14 protein-coding genes are annotated in these 14,120 nt (G+C 73.6%); 10 read left to right on the top strand and 4 right to left on the bottom strand.

Annotated features, from left to right (window positions below; all coding sequences use genetic code 11):
- Positions 1-46: 46 nt before the first annotated feature.
- The 3 genes from OG470_RS33905 to OG470_RS33895 all read right to left on the bottom strand — a co-directional run bounded on the left by OG470_RS33905 (position 47) and on the right by OG470_RS33895 (position 2,454).
- The gene (locus OG470_RS33905; RefSeq protein WP_328418727.1) at positions 47-865 is read right to left on the bottom strand and encodes a DUF692 domain-containing protein; all 819 of its coding nucleotides are present in this window, start codon (positions 863-865) and stop codon (positions 47-49) included.
- Positions 862-1,794, bottom strand: coding sequence for a TIGR04222 domain-containing membrane protein (locus tag OG470_RS33900; protein WP_328418726.1), 933 nt, complete (start codon positions 1,792-1,794; stop codon positions 862-864). The genes OG470_RS33905 and OG470_RS33900 overlap by 4 nt, the downstream gene beginning before the upstream one ends.
- 87 nt (positions 1,795-1,881) lie before the next feature.
- Positions 1,882-2,454, bottom strand: coding sequence for a TetR/AcrR family transcriptional regulator (locus OG470_RS33895; RefSeq protein ID WP_328418725.1), 573 nt, complete (start codon positions 2,452-2,454; stop codon positions 1,882-1,884).
- 90 nt (positions 2,455-2,544) lie between these two features.
- On the opposite strand from OG470_RS33895, the gene OG470_RS33890 reads away from it, so the two are divergent.
- From OG470_RS33890 to OG470_RS33880, 3 genes are all read left to right on the top strand, one after another.
- Complete coding sequence (locus tag OG470_RS33890; RefSeq protein ID WP_328418724.1) at positions 2,545-3,405, top strand: carbon-nitrogen hydrolase family protein; 861 nt, start codon at positions 2,545-2,547, stop codon at positions 3,403-3,405.
- A 65-nt stretch (positions 3,406-3,470) separates the two neighbouring features.
- Positions 3,471-4,115, top strand: coding sequence for an HAD family hydrolase (locus OG470_RS33885; RefSeq protein WP_328418723.1), 645 nt, complete (start codon positions 3,471-3,473; stop codon positions 4,113-4,115).
- Between the two features lie 222 nt (positions 4,116-4,337).
- Positions 4,338-5,270 carry a serine protein kinase RIO gene (locus OG470_RS33880; protein WP_328418722.1) on the top strand — a complete coding sequence of 311 codons (933 nt, stop codon included), beginning with the start codon at positions 4,338-4,340 and terminating at the stop codon, positions 5,268-5,270.
- Positions 5,271-5,319: 49 nt separating this feature from the next.
- Here the strand turns inward: OG470_RS33880 and OG470_RS33875 are convergent, their stop codons facing one another.
- Positions 5,320-5,568: a DUF2630 family protein gene (locus OG470_RS33875; protein WP_328418721.1), complete on the bottom strand. Its 249-nt coding sequence runs from the start codon at positions 5,566-5,568 to the stop codon at positions 5,320-5,322.
- A gap of 455 nt (positions 5,569-6,023) precedes the next feature.
- Here OG470_RS33875 and OG470_RS33870 point away from each other — a divergent pair, with 455 nt between their 5' ends.
- From OG470_RS33870 to OG470_RS33840, 7 genes are all read left to right on the top strand, one after another.
- Positions 6,024-7,361, top strand: coding sequence for a cytochrome P450 (locus tag OG470_RS33870; RefSeq protein ID WP_328426757.1), 1,338 nt, complete (start codon positions 6,024-6,026; stop codon positions 7,359-7,361).
- Entirely contained in the window at positions 7,358-8,275 is a 918-nt protein-coding gene (locus tag OG470_RS33865; protein WP_328418720.1) for a terpene synthase family protein, read from the top strand. Before OG470_RS33870 ends, OG470_RS33865 begins: the two co-directional genes overlap by 4 nt.
- On the top strand, positions 8,268-9,896 hold the full coding sequence (locus OG470_RS33860) for a prenyltransferase/squalene oxidase repeat-containing protein (RefSeq protein ID WP_328418719.1): 1,629 nt from the start codon (positions 8,268-8,270) through the stop codon (positions 9,894-9,896). The genes OG470_RS33865 and OG470_RS33860 overlap by 8 nt, the downstream gene beginning before the upstream one ends.
- Before the next feature lie 124 nt (positions 9,897-10,020).
- On the top strand, positions 10,021-12,579 hold the full coding sequence (locus OG470_RS33855; protein WP_328418718.1) for a sensor histidine kinase: 2,559 nt from the start codon (positions 10,021-10,023) through the stop codon (positions 12,577-12,579).
- An 89-nt stretch (positions 12,580-12,668) separates the two neighbouring features.
- Positions 12,669-13,088: a roadblock/LC7 domain-containing protein gene (locus OG470_RS33850; protein ID WP_328418717.1), complete on the top strand. Its 420-nt coding sequence runs from the start codon at positions 12,669-12,671 to the stop codon at positions 13,086-13,088.
- 5 nt (positions 13,089-13,093) lie between these two features.
- On the top strand, positions 13,094-13,480 hold the full coding sequence (locus OG470_RS33845) for a DUF742 domain-containing protein (protein WP_328418716.1): 387 nt from the start codon (positions 13,094-13,096) through the stop codon (positions 13,478-13,480).
- Complete coding sequence (locus tag OG470_RS33840; protein WP_328418715.1) at positions 13,461-14,072, top strand: GTP-binding protein; 612 nt, start codon at positions 13,461-13,463, stop codon at positions 14,070-14,072. The genes OG470_RS33845 and OG470_RS33840 overlap by 20 nt, the downstream gene beginning before the upstream one ends.
- The last annotated feature ends 48 nt before the right edge of the window (positions 14,073-14,120 follow it).

Raw genomic sequence — 14,120 nt, 5'->3', positions numbered from 1 at the left:
ATGCGGTCCGAGCCGGAAATCCCCCGGTTTCATCCGTGGGGAAGCGTTAAGTCACGGCTGGGAAGCCCGCGGCGGTGGCCAGGGCGTCCAACTCGGCGCGGAGCTCGGCTGCCGGTGGGTACCCGCCGTCGCGCTCCAGCAGCAGCGCCGGCGGTCGTCGCCGGGCACAGAGCGCGCCGACCAGCTCCAGCACCGCCGGGGGCACCGCATCGGTGTGCGTGTCGTGGTAGAAGCCGCCGTGTTCGGCGCCGCCGGCCACGTGCGCGTATCCGACCCGGTCCAGTGGCAGCCGGTCCAGCAGCGCGAGCGGGTCGGTGCCCCGGTTGCGGGCGTTGGCGTACACGTTGGCGACGTCCAGCAGCAGCAGCGCCCCGGTCCGGTCCAGGATCTCGGTGAGGAAGTCCCCCTCGTCCAGCTCGTCGTCGGGCCAGTCGACCAGCGCGGCGATCGGTTCCAGGGCGATCGGCACCGGCAGCTCTGCCTGCGCTCGGGCCACGTTGGCACAGACCACGTCGACCGCCTCCCGGCTGCGCGGCAGCGGAAGCAGGTGCCCGGCCTCCAGGCCGCCGGCCCGGACGAAGGCGATGTGCTCGCTGACCAGCGGGGCGTCGACCCGCTGCGCCACCGCGGCCAGGTGGGCGACCCGGGCGGGGTCGACCGGCTCGGTGCCGCCGAGGGAGAGCCGCACCCCGTGGGGTACGACCGTCACCGCGCGCTCGCGCAGCTGCGCCAGGCCCGGCGGGAGGGGCCCGGTCGCGGAAACCGACTCGGCCACCACCTCGACGAAGCGCAGCCCGGGCAGCTCGGCCACGAAGCCTGCGATCTCCGGACGCCAGCCGATGCCGACGCCGGACGGGCCGGTCATCCGCCGCACCCGCCGCCACCACCGCACCCGCCGCCACCGCCGCACCCGCCACCGCCGCAGGAGCTGCCGCCGCCGGAGCTGTCCCCACCGCCATCCCCGCCGCTGGAGCCGGACGACCAGCCACTGCCGGACGCCGCCTGGCGCTGGATCTCGGCCTGCTCGGCGAAGCCCGGGTCGAGTGCCCAGAGCGAGGCGGTGCCGAACAGTGCCACGCCCATCGCGGCGCCGGCCGCGCCATAGGTGGCGTACGCGGGGGACGAGGCGGGGGCCAGGTGGGTGTGTTGGCGGCGCAGGTCGCGCAGCGCGGCGCGACCAGCCCGGGTACGTACCGGCGCCCGCCACAGCACCAGCAGCACCGGCAGCATCGCGGCCATGGTGAGCACCAGGTAGCCCACCGAGCGCCCGTTGGACAGCCCGGCGAAGAGCCGGTACCCGCCGATCGCCAGCAGGCCGACGAGGCCCAGGGTCCAGTGCCGGGAGGCGGCCCGCCGCTCGTCGCTGAGCAGCAGTCCACGCTGTTCGAGACCGGTGCGGAGCTGGTTGAGCGCGGTACGGACCCGTTGGTCCTGGGGCAGCTCACCGGCTCGGGCGCGCTGATGGACGGCCCAGTACACCGCCTGGTCCAGCGGGGTGAGGCCGGTCGGCGCCGAGCCGGTGGCGAGCAGCCGGCGGTCCGGGCCGACACCGATCGCCCCAGCACCGCGCAGGCCACCGACCGCGGCGTGCACCGCGAGGCGGGGACCACCGTTGAGGTATGCGGCCTCCTGGGGACTGAGCGGCCCCGACACCGTGTCCGGGGCGTTGGCTGGCCGGCGGACCCGGTGCCACACCGCGAGCGCGATCATGACGGCGGTCGCTACGAGGTAGAGCCGGAGGAAGGTCGGGCCGGGGATGCCCCAGGTGTCGCCCGACGCGGCGAGGTTGGTCATCGGCTGCTCCTGTCGCCGGAGGGATCGGCGGCCCCATTGTGGAGCAGCGCCGCCACGGTCGGCGCCCCGGTGTTGCGGCGGGACCGCTCAGCGGCGGCGGACCGCCTCCTCGACCAGGTCAAGCACGGGCCCCAGGTCGCCGGCCGGCCGGCCCATCGCCAGGTGCAGCACCAGGCCGTCGTAGGCCAGCTCCAGGAACTGGGCCAGCACGTCGATCGGTACGTCCTCGCGCAGCACCCCGGCGTCGCGCTGGCGGGCCAGCCGGTCCCGGGTTGCCTCGGCGATCGCGGCGGACCGCTCCGCCCAACGCTTGGCGAACGCCGGGTCGGTGCGCAGCCGGCGGGAGACCTCCAACTGGCTGCCGAGCCAGCCGGTGGTGTCCGGGGAGACCGCGCCGGCCAGCAGGTCGCGCATCACCTGCACCAGACCGTTGCGGGCCACCGTCTCCACCATGGCCGCCGCGTCGTCCTCGGCGACGGCGAGGAAGAGCGAGTCCTTGTCCCGGAAGTGGTGGAAGATGGCGCCCCGGGAGAGCCCGGTGGCCTCCTCGAGGCGGCGTACGGTTGCCCCCTCGTAACCGTGCCGGGCGAAACACGCGCGCGCGGCGGCGAGGATCTCCTGCCGGCGCGCGTCGAGCTGATCCTGGCTTACTCTGGGCACGCGTCGATCGTTGCAGGTCACCCCCGGTGATGCAAACCGTACGTACGGCTTGGTATGCCGGCCGGTGCGGGTCACCGCTACCATCGCCCGGTGACCCCGCCCCGCACCGTGCCCGCCGCCCCGCTGACCGTGGCCACCGTCCAGGCAACGCCGACGCCCGGAGACGTCGCCGGCAACGCGATCGCCGCCGCCGACCTGGTCCGCCGGGCCGGTGGGCAGGGCGCCCGGGTGGCCGTCCTGCCCGAGCTGTACCTCTGCGCGTACCACCCGCCGGCCCTCGCCGCCGACCCGGCCGGCACCGACGTCGCGGTCGACCCGGCCGGAATGGTCGCCGACCCCCGGCTCGACCCGCTGCGCGCCGCGGCGCGCGAGGCCGGCGTCACCGTGCTGGTCGGCGCCGCGGCCCGGCACCCGGACGGCCGGCGGACCATCGCCGCGCTGGTGGTCGACCGTGCCGGCGCGGTCCGCGTCGGGTACGACAAGCAGCAGCTGTGGGGCGACGAGCGCGAGCTGTTCAGCCCCGGCGGGCGGGGTGCCACGCTGCTCGTCGACGACTGGCGGCTCGGCCTGGGCATCTGCTACGACGGCTGCTTCCCCGAGCACGCCCGCGCCGCCGCCCTCGATGGCGCACACGGTTACCTGTGCCCCAGCGGCTACCTGGCCGGCTCCGCGCACCGCCGGGACCTGTACTACGCCGCTCGTGCCCTGGACAACACCATGTTCGTGGTCTTCGCCAACGCGGTCGGGGGCGCCGACCCGTGGCGGTTCAACGGCGGCGCGGCGATCTACGACCCGCAGGGACGGGTGCTGGCCCGGGGTGCCGACGAGGGCACCTCGGTACTGGTGGCGACCCTGGACCCGGCCGAGCTCGCGGCCACCCGGGCGGCTCATTCGATGCTCGCCGATCGGCTGCCGCACCAGGGCGGCCCGCGGGTGTCGCTGCCCGGTTGAGCCCGTCGTCAGGTCGATACCGGCCGGATCTGTTGGCGGACACGTGGGTCCCGTAGGGTGCCCGAGTGCCACTGCTCCTGCTGGATCTGGACAACACCCTGCTGGATCGGGCCGGGCCGTTCCGCCGCTGGGGTCAGCGCTTCCTGGACGGCGTCGGCGCGCCCTCCACCGACATCGACTGGCTGATCTCGATCGACGCCGACGGGCTGACCGATCGCTGGGATCTGGCCGACGCCATCCGGGACCGCTACGAGCTGCGCATCCCCTCGATCGACCTGGTGGAGGAGCTGCACGACGGGGTGGTGGCGCAGACCCGGCTCGATCCGCTGACCGCCTGCGCGCTGCGGATCGCCGACGACGCCGGCTGGGTGCCGGTGGTGGTCTGCAACGGCACGGTACGGGTGGAGGACGCCAAGATCCGCCAGACCGGCCTGGACCGCTACGTCGCCGACTGGGTGATCTCCGAGGAGGCCGGGGTCAGCAAGCCCAACCCGCGGATCTTCGCGCTCGCCGCGCAGCGGGTCCGGATGCCGCTTCGCGGCGCCTGGGTGGTCGGTGACAGTCCGGAGGCGGACATCGGCGGTGCCGCCGCGGTCGGGCTGCCCAGCGTCTGGCTGCACCGGGGGCGTACCTGGACGGACGTCAGGTTCGCGCCGAGCCGCACCGTGGACGGGCTGATCGCCGCGGTGGCCACCGTGCTCGCCGGCTGACGGGTCGCCGGCCGCGCGTTCTGCCGCCGCTCGGGACCGCGCCGGCCGGCAGGGCGGCGCTCGAATAATTCGGTTGACCGCCTGCCGGGGCGGCAGCGAGCATTGTCGGCGCATCGTGCACCCGGGCGTGCGCCCGGTCGAGGAGAGGGGGTCGGTCATGGCCGTCTTCGCAGGTCGCTTCCAGCTGCCTTCATCAGCCTCGACCAAGGGAACCTCACCACAGTGCGCGATCATGACCTTCCGGCGCTGGAGCGCCGGAGCCGCGGCAAGAGCCGCTTTGACGACGACGAACCGCAGTTTCTGAAGCGCGGGCGGCCAGCCGAGCCGCCCGCCGACCCGGACGGCGAACCTGACCCGGACACCGGCGAGCGCTGGTCGTCCTGGGACGACGCCGTGCACGGTCCGCAGCCGTACCCGGACTGGCTGATCACCGAGTTGGCCGCCAAGGACACCGAGTTGGGTGTGCTGAAGACCGGCAAGGAAGCGGACGTACACCTGGTCCGCCGGGCGGTGCCCGATACCGACCGTTCCTGCCTGCTGGCGGTCAAGCGGTACCGGGACGCCGAGCACCGGCTGTTCCACCGGGATGCCGGCTACCTGGAGGGCCGCCGGGTGCGCCGTTCCCGGGAGAACCGGGCGATGGCCGGCCGGACGGCGTTCGGCCGACAGATGATCGCCGGGCAGTGGGCGGCGGCCGAGTTCGCCGCGCTGGCCCGGCTCTGGGAGATCGGCGCCGGGCACGACCGGATCGCCGTGCCGTACCCGGTGCAGCTACGCGGCACCGAGCTGATGCTGGAGTTCGTCGGCGACGCCGAGTCGGGGCAGGCCGCGCCCCGGCTGGCTCAGCTGCGACCCGGCCCGGCCGAGCTGCGCGACCTCTGGGCCCAACTGGTGGAGGCGCTGCGGGTGCTGGCCCGGGCCGGCTACGCGCACGGCGACCTGTCGCCGTACAACCTGCTCGTGCACCGGGGCCGGCTGGTCGTGATCGACCTGCCGCAGGTGGTCGACGTGGTGGCGAACCCGCAGGGGCCCGAGTTCCTGGCCCGCGACGTGCGGGTGGTGGGCGCCTGGTTCGTGGCCCGTGGGCTGCCCGCTGAGCAGGCCGATCCCGGCGTGCTGACCGGGGAGCTGCTGCGCGAGGCGGGCGTCCGCTGACCGGGATGGGTCGGACGGCCGGGTCGGCCGTCCGACCCGCCCGCGCGGGTCACTGCAGGTAGCGCTCCACCTCGGGCTTGGGGCGTTCTCCCTGGGAATCCGGGTCGCCGTGGGTCTGCCGGGCGGCCCGGCGGCGGCGCAGCAGGTCCCAGCACTGGTCGAGGGACTCTTCCAGGTTGCGCAGCCGCTCGCTGGCCTCGCCCTCGGTGCCCGACTCGTGGGCCTGGGCCGCCGCGCGCAGCTTGTGTTCCTCGTCGACCAGCTCGGAGATCCGGTTCAGGATGGTCTTGTCGTCCATGCCACAGAGCCTGGCACAGGGTGCCCGGCATCGCCCGGATTCGGGGGTACCGGTGCGTCCCCGCTCACCGGCGCGGACACGGCCGGTGCGACGTCGTGCGGCCGTCCCGGTGTCCTGGTCGCCCGGCGGTGCGGGGCGACCGGACCGGCGCGACCAGGCCGCCAGGGTGGGTCACGTCCCGACCTGCGCCGGAGCCTGTCCTGACTATCCACTCAGGACTAACAGAGGGCTGTGCCATCGACGGAGGTCTGGCGTGGCGGTGGAATCTCACTGGCCGCAGGTCTGGAGGTGCCCCGCTTTTGGTGAGATGCTTCCGTCGCCCAGAAGGTGAAAGTTCCACAGTCCCGACCGGCCGAAGTGGACCGCTGCGGCCGGCGGTACGACGAGGAGACGTGGTTTCGATGTCCCAGGTGTCCGATGCCGGCCCCGCCCCCGTCAGCACCGAACCCCGGACGATCCCGCTCCGCCGCGTCCTGCCCGCGATGGTCCGCGACCCGCTCGGCGCGCTGGTCGGCTTCGCGGACGCCGCTGGCGGCGAAGTCGTCCGACTGAACCTCGGCTCGTTTCGCCCCTACCTGGTCAGTCACCCGGAGCACCTGCAGAGGGTGCTGCGGGACAACGTTGCCAACTACACCCGCGACGGGGACGGCCTGCTCTGGCGGCCGGTCCGCCGGATCGTCGGCGACGCCATCCTGGTCGCCGAGGGCGAGGTCTGGGAGTCCAGCCGGGGCGCGCTGCAACCGCTGTTCACCGCCAAGCGCGCCGAGACGCTCGTCGACAAGATGGCCGAGGCGATCAACGAGGCGGTCGACGAGTGGCTGGAGCCGGCCCGGGACGGGCGCCCGATCGACGGCGGCGCCGAGCTGACCCGGATCGTGCTGCGCACCACCATGCGGGTGCTCTTCGCCGACCGGATCTCGGTGCCGGACGCGCTGCGCATCAGCGCCGCACTGGACACCGTCACCACCGCGATGCTCCCGCGCCTGCTGGTGCCCTTCGTGCCGTACGCGGTGCCGATGCCCGGCGACCGGCCGTTCCGCGAGGCGGTGCGGACCATTGACGAGGTGGTGCTGCCGATCATCCGGGAAGCCCGGGCCCGGCCCACCGACGGCGACGACATCATCTCGACCCTCTGCAGGCCCCGGGCGGATGGTCGGGTCCCCGACGAGTACGCGATCCGCGGCGACGTGGTGGCGATGTTCTCCACCGCCACCGAGACCACCATCGCCCTGCTCTCCTGGCTCTGGCCGGTGCTGTCGTCCCGGCCCGACGTGGCCGAACTGATGACCGACGAGATCGAGCGGGTGGTCGGCGGCGACCAGGTCCGCCGCGAGCACCTGCCCGAGCTGCGCTACGGCCGGATGGTGCTCGACGAGATGTTGCGGCTCTACCCGGCCGGTTGGATGATCCCGCGGACCGCGGTCGGCGACGACGTGCTGGGCGGGGTGCGGATCAAGGCCGGTGGGACCGTGCTGGTCAGCCCGTACGTCACCCAGCGGATGTCGACGTTCTGGGACGACCCGGAGCTCTTCGACCCGGAGCGGTTCGACCCGGAGCGGCCCCGGCGGCCCTACCGCTACTCCTACTTCCCGTTCGGCGGCGGCCCGCACCAGTGCCTCGGGCAGTACCTGTTCCTGCTGGAGGCGCAGCTCATCGTCAGCACCGTGCTGAGCCGCTACCGCTTCCGGCTGCGCCACCCGGTCGACCTGACGCCCCGGATGGGCGCCTCCCTGCAACCCAAGCAGCGAGCCGAGCTGATCCTGACCCCGGTCGAGCGCCCGGTCGTATCGTGACGGGGGCGCCGCGGCCGGTGCGGGCCGACCTGGACGCCGTCGCCGAGCAGGGCAGGGTGAGCGCCCTCGCCGTGCGGGGCGTACGCGACCTGCAGGACGTCACCGCCGCCCACCCCGAGCTGTTCGAGGCCGGGCCGTTCGACCCGGCGCTGCTCAGCTCGGTGGCCACCGCGATCGCCTTCACCGCGCCCTGGCACACCGCCGCCGAGCTGCGGATCACCACCCGTACCCTGCTCTGGGTCTTCGCCGCCGACTGGCAGGTCGACTACCTCGCCAAGTCCGCGGACGACGTCCGGGCGGTGGTGACCGACTGCCTGGCGGTGGCCGACGGCGGCACGCCACCACCGGGGCGGCACCTGGCGCGGCTGCTGGCCGACCTGCGCGACGAGCTTGCCGCCGTGCCGGCCTTCGCCCGGCTGCGCCCGGTCTGGCGCGACGAACTGGCCCGGATGCTCGCCGCCGTGGCCCGCGAGTGGGACTGGAAGAAGCTGCCGACCGACCCGGCCACCGGGCAGCGCCTGCCGGACCTGGACGGTTACCTGGACAATGCCGACAACCTCGCCTGCTCCTTCGTCAACGTCACCCACTGGATCGCCACCGGCGACGACGAGACCCTCGCCCAGCTGACCGACCTGCTGGCCGTCGGGCGCGGCGTGCAGCAGGTGCTGCGGCTGGTCAACGACCTGGCCACGCACGGCCGGGACGCCGAGTGGGGTGACCTGAACGCGCTGCTGCTGGTCGCCGACCCGGCGCAGGTGCACACGCGGCTGGCCGAGCTGACCGCCCGGTCCCGGGCGGAACTGGCCACCCTCGGCGAGCGTTGCCCGCGCCAGGCGGACTACCTGCACCGGCAGATCTCCTTCACCGGCGGCTTCTACCAGGTGTCGGACTTCTGGGGGGTGCGCGATGAGTGACGGCGCGTACCGCGTGCTGGACGACCGGGCCACCGGCGGCGATCCGGCGGCAGACCCGGCCACGGACGCCGCCCGCGAGCTGATCGCCGGCCTGGCGCTGCGGCCCTGGGGGCAGGTCGCCTCCTCGGTGTACGAGACCGGTCGGCTGGTCGCCGACGCCCCCTGGCTGGCGGGGCACCACCAGCGGATCGGGTTCCTGCTGCGCGGCCAGCGCCCGGACGGCGCGTGGGGCCCACCCGAGGGGTACGCCCTGGTGCCCACCCTGAGCGCCACCGACGCGCTGCTCGCCGCGCTGGCCGACGGCCGGGCCGGAACGGACCTGCTCGCCCCGGTCGCGCGTGGGCTGGGCGCGCTCACCCGCACCCTGCTCGCTAGCGACGCCCGGGTCCTGCCGGACACCCCGGCGCTGGACCTCATCGTCCCGGCGCTGGTCGACTCGATCAACGAGCGGCTGGCCGGGCTGGACCGGGCGACCGCGGATCGGCTGCCCCGCCCACCGCTGGGGCTGCCCGCCGGGCTGGGCCCGGACCGACTGCTCGCGGTGCGGACGGCGGTGGCCGCCGGTGCGCCGCTGCCGCCGAAACTGGCCCACTTCTACGAGGTGCTGGACGCGACGCCGACCGACGCCGGGCCCAGCCTCACCGCCGTGGGCGCGTCACCCGCCGCGACCGCGGCCTGGCTGACCACGGCCGGCCCGGACGCCGGCCCCGCCGCGCACGCCTTCCTGCGGGAGCTGATCCGCGACGGTGGCGGCCCGGTGCCCTGCCCGGCCCCGATCACCGTGTTCGAGCGGGCCTGGGTGCTCAGTGGACTGTGTCGCGCCGGTGTCGCGGTCAACCCGCCGGCCGCCGTGCTGGAGAGCCTGACCGGGGCCGCCGGCGCCGAGGGCATCGCCACCGGCGACGGCCTGCCGACCGACGCCGACACCACCTCGGTGGCGCTGGACGCGCTGGCCCGGCTCGGCCGCCCGGCCGATCCGGCCAGCCTGTGGGCGTACGAGACGGCGGACGGCTTCTGCACCTGGCCGGGTGAGGACGGCTTCTCGGTCACCACCAACGCGCACGTGCTGGACGCCTTCGGCCAGCACCTGGCCGGGCACCCGGACGCCGACGCGCGGTACCGGAGAGCGGTCGACCGGCTCAGTGTCGTGCTGCCCGGGCACCAGCGCGCCGATGGCGGCTGGCAGGACCGATGGCACGCCTCGCCGTACTACGCCACCGCCTGCTGCGTGCAGGCGCTGGTGGAGTTCGGCCGGGGCGCGGCGGCGGCCGAGGCGGTGGACCGAGCGGCCCGCTGGGTGCTGGACACCCAGCGCGCCGACGGCTCGTGGGGGCGGTGGGTCGGCACCGCCGAGGAGACGGCGTACGCCCTGCAGGTCCTGCTGGCGGCACCGACGGCGGTGCCGCGGGTCGACGACGCGCTGGCCCGTGGGCACTCCTACCTGCACGAACCGGCCACCCGGGAGCATCCTCCACTGTGGTACGGCAAGGAGCTCTACTGTCCTACCGCCATCGTCCGCTCGGCGGTGTTGGCCGCCTGCCGGCTGGCCGCCATCCGCGCCACGGGTCTCGGTCATTCGGTGGTGGATTGTGGTTACCGGGCAACAAAAACAACAACTTGAGGGGTTGTGTGGACACTGCTAGCGTACGCAGAGCCTCAGCCCCGTATGCCCCGCTGCGGTGGGACATCGCCCTCCATGATCACCCGTTGATGAGCTGAGTCAACGCCCTGCCTGGGACGGTTCAATGCGTTCTCGCGGTACGAGTATCCGCACCAAGGTCGTCGCCCTGCTCCTCTCCCTTGTCGCGCTCTGGATGTTCGCGGCGTGGGTGACCCTGCGTGACGGCTTCAACCTGCTCGGTGTCCAGTTGCTCAACAGCAAGGTCTATGCGCCGAGTGAACCGCTGCTCCAGGAGCTCCAGTTGGAGCGGCGGCTGACCCAGGCGTACCTGAGCAACCCCGACGCCGAACAGCGGGCGGCGCTGGAGGCCGAGCAGCGCAAGACCGCGCAGCTGGCGGGAGACTTCGCCGCCTCGGCCCGCAACTGGCAGGTCGACGTGGCCGGCAGCTCGGCGCTCGACGCCCAGCTCGCCACGTCGATCGCCCGGATCGACGCGCTTGAGCAGACCCGCGCCGAGGTGCTGGGCCGCAAGATCGACCGGATCGCCGCCGCCGCCGCCTACACCGACGCGATCGAGTCGATCTTCAAGATCTACGACGTGACCGGCAGCCTGGACGACAAGACGATCGCTGGCGAAGCCGCCGCCCTGATCCAGCTCAACCGGACGAAGGAGCTGATCTCCCAGGAGGACGCTCTGCTCAGCGGCCTGTTCGGTAACGGCCGGATGAGCGGGCCGGAGTACGCCCGGTATGTCGCCCTGGTCGGCGCCGAGCGCTTCCTCGGCGAGGAGACCCGAGCCCGGCTCGGCGACGCCGACCAGCGCCGCTACCAGCAGCTCGTCGACGGGGAGGCGTTCACCCGGCTGCGCGCGGTGCAGGACAGCATCATCCGCGAGGGACGCCCCGCGACCCAGTTGCCGATCAGCGCCGAGCAGTGGCGCGGCACCGTCGAGCCGGCGCTGGCCGAGGTGAACGAAGCGGTGGTCGCCGGCGGTGAGGGCATCGTGGGCCGGGCAACCGGCGTCGCCGTGATGGTCGTCGTCCGGCTGGTGCTCGCCACCGGCCTGGGCCTGCTCGCCGTCATCGCCTCCGTCGTCGTCTCGATCACCACGGCCCGGACCCTGCTGCGCCAGCTGGACCGGCTGCGCCAGGCCGCCTGGCAGCTCGCCGACGAGCGGCTGCCCCGGGTGGTGGAGCGAATCGGCCGTGGCGAGGAGGTCGACGTGGCCACCGAGGCGCCTCCGCTGGAGTTCGGCACCGACGAGATCGGCCAGGTCGGCAAGGCGTTCAACGCGGTCCAGGAGACCGCTCTGCGTACCGCCGTCGAGCAGGCCGACCTGCGTCGCAACGTCCGCGAGGTCTTCCTCAGCCTGGCCCGACGCACCCAGGCGCTGGTGCACCGCCAGCTCACCCTGCTGGACGCGATGGAGCGGCGCGAACACGACGCCGAGGAGCTGGAGGACCTGTTCCGGGTCGACCACCTGGCCACCCGGATGCGGCGCAACGCGGAGAACCTGATCGTGCTCTCCGGCTCCACCCCGGGCCGGGCCTGGCGGCGCAACGTGCCGATGGTCGACGTGGTGCGCGGCGCGGTGGCCGAGGTGGAGGACTACACCCGGGTCAACGTGCTGCCGCTCGGGCCGGTCTCGCTCGCCGGCCGCGCGGTCGGCGACATCATCCACCTGCTCGCCGAGCTGATCGAGAACGGCCTGTCGTTCTCCCCACCGCACACCACAGTGGAGGTTCGCGGCCAGCTGGTGGCCAACGGGTTCGCCATCGAGATCGAGGACCGGGGTCTCGGCATGAGCGAGGAGGACCTGGCCGCGGCGAACCACCGGATCGTCGACCAGTCCGAGCTGAACCTCGCCAACGCCGCCCGCCTCGGGCTCTACGTGGTGAGCCGGCTGACCGAGCGACACGGCGTGCGGGTACGGCTCAAGGAGTCGGCGTACGGCGGCACCACCGCGGTCGTGCTGATCCCGGTGGACCTGGTCACCGAGAACGGCGTGAGCCCGGAGGACTCCGGCTCGTTCCAGACCGGGTCGCCGGCCATCCCGCTGCCCTCCGCCCCGACCGCCGGCCCCGCGGGTACCGGCCGCCCGGCCCTCGTCGCGCCCATCGCGTTGGCCGCCGCGCCAGCGACGCCGGACGTACCGGAGCCGGTGACCCCGGCCGCCCCGGGGGCGGCCGACACCAGCACCCCAACGGTGCAGGCCGACGGTACCGAGGTGGCCTCCCTGCCCACCCGACAGCGGACGACGCCCGCGACCGCAACGCCGGAGCTGCCCAGCCGGGCACGCCGCGACCTGGGCCAGCCCGCCCTGGAGGGCCCGACGATGCCCACCGGCCTGCCCGCGCTCGACCGTGCGGGGCCGGTGGACGCGGACGGCGACGGGGGACCGGCACCGGTCCGGGCCGAGACGGACCGGACCGACTCGGGCCTGCCGGTCCGGATCCGGCAGGCGAACATCGTGCCCGAGTTGCGCGACGACCCGGCGGCGACGGAGACCGCCGACGACGAGGAAGTGGCGCGTCCGCCCGAGCAGGTGCGCCGGATGATGAGCTCCTACCAGAGCGGCACCCAGCGCGGTCGGACCGACGCGGCGCGACTGCTCGGCGGCACGGCCGGCGCGCCGCCAGCGGCGACGCCCGAGCCGACCGACGAGGAACCGCAAGCTACCTGACCGGCGCCGATGATGCGGGTTTCCGCGCGGTGTGACGGTCAGCCCCAGACGAGCACGGCGACAACAGCCGGGGGAGAAGAGGACGACGAGTGGGCCAGAAGACGGCTTCGAGTGCCGACCTGACGTGGTTGCTGGATGATCTGGTGGGCCGGGTGAAGCAGGCCGAGCATGCGGTCGCACTCTCGACCGACGGGTTGTTGATGGCCTCCTCGCAGGGGCTGAGCCGGGACGACGGCGAGCACCTCGCGGCGATGGCGGCCGGCATCCAGAGCCTCGCCCGGGGTGCCGGCAAGCGCTTCGGCGGCGGGCAGGTGCAGCAGACCATCATCGAGATGCAGTCGTCCTTCCTGTTCGTCACCGCGGCCGGCCGCAACGCCTGCCTGGCGGTCCTGGCCGGTGAGGACGCCGACGTCGGCCTGATCGCCTACGAGATGGCGATGCTGGTCACCCGGGTCGGCAAGTACGTGGCCTCACCATCCCGCGTCGATCAGCCGGCCGGCGAGAAGTAGCGGCCATGACGGTGCAGGGAGAATCCGCGGACCATCAGTGGGTGGATGACCATGCGGGCCCGGTGGTGCGCCCGTACGCGGTGACGCGTGGACGGGCGCGCCCGATCACCGGCACGTTCGACCTCATCTCCCTGGTCACCGCGACCCGAGCCGACGTCACACCGGAGGTCGGTCTCGGTCCGGAGCACCTGGCGATCGTCGGACTGTGTCAGCGCATTCAGTCCGTCGCCGAGATCGCCGCCCATCTCGACCTGCCGGTGGGCACCATCCGGGTGCTCCTCGGTGACCTGGCGGCTCGCAGCCTGGTGCAGGTCCGCGAGCCGCAGACCACGGCCGGTCTTCCCGACAACAGCATCTTCGAGGCGGTAATCAATGGACTACGGGCACTCTGACCGGCCGGCGGGAGCGCCCCCACTGCCCACAGCGATCAAGATCTTGGTCGCCGGTGGCTTCGGTGTGGGCAAGACGACCATGGTCGGCGCGGTGAGCGAGACCCGACCGTTGCGCACCGAGGAGGTGCTGACCGAGTCCGGGGTCGGCATCGACGACCTGTCCGGGGTGGAGGGCAAGACCACCACCACCGTGGCGATGGACTTCGGCCGGATCACCATCAGTGACGATCTGGTGCTCTACCTGTTCGGCACGCCCGGGCAGGACCGGTTCTGGTTCGTCTGGGACGAGCTGGCGCTGGGTGCCATCGGCGCCGTGGTGCTGGCCGACACCCGTCGGCTGGCCGACTGCTTCCCGTCGATCGACTACTTCGAGGGCCGGGGCACCCCGTTCGTGGTCGCGGTGAACTGCTTCGCGGGGGCCCGGCAGTACCGGCTCGACGAGGTCCAGGCCGCGCTGAACCTGGACCCGGGGGTGCCGGTGCTGCTCTGCGACGCCCGCCAGCGCGAGTCCAGCAAGGAGGTGCTCGTGACGCTCATGGAGCACGCCATGAAGACCCGGGAGGCCCGCCGCCGCGCCGCCGGCGCGAACTGACCGACGGCCGGCGAGATTTCCCGGCACCCGGTGTCCGGAACGGCCGCG

It is taken from the genome of Micromonospora sp. NBC_00389, assembly GCF_036059255.1.
Taxonomy (GTDB): Bacteria; Actinomycetota; Actinomycetes; order Mycobacteriales; family Micromonosporaceae; genus Micromonospora.
The sequence above is the reverse complement of the archived record's forward strand: the minus strand, read 5'-3'. Positions and strand labels throughout refer to the sequence as shown.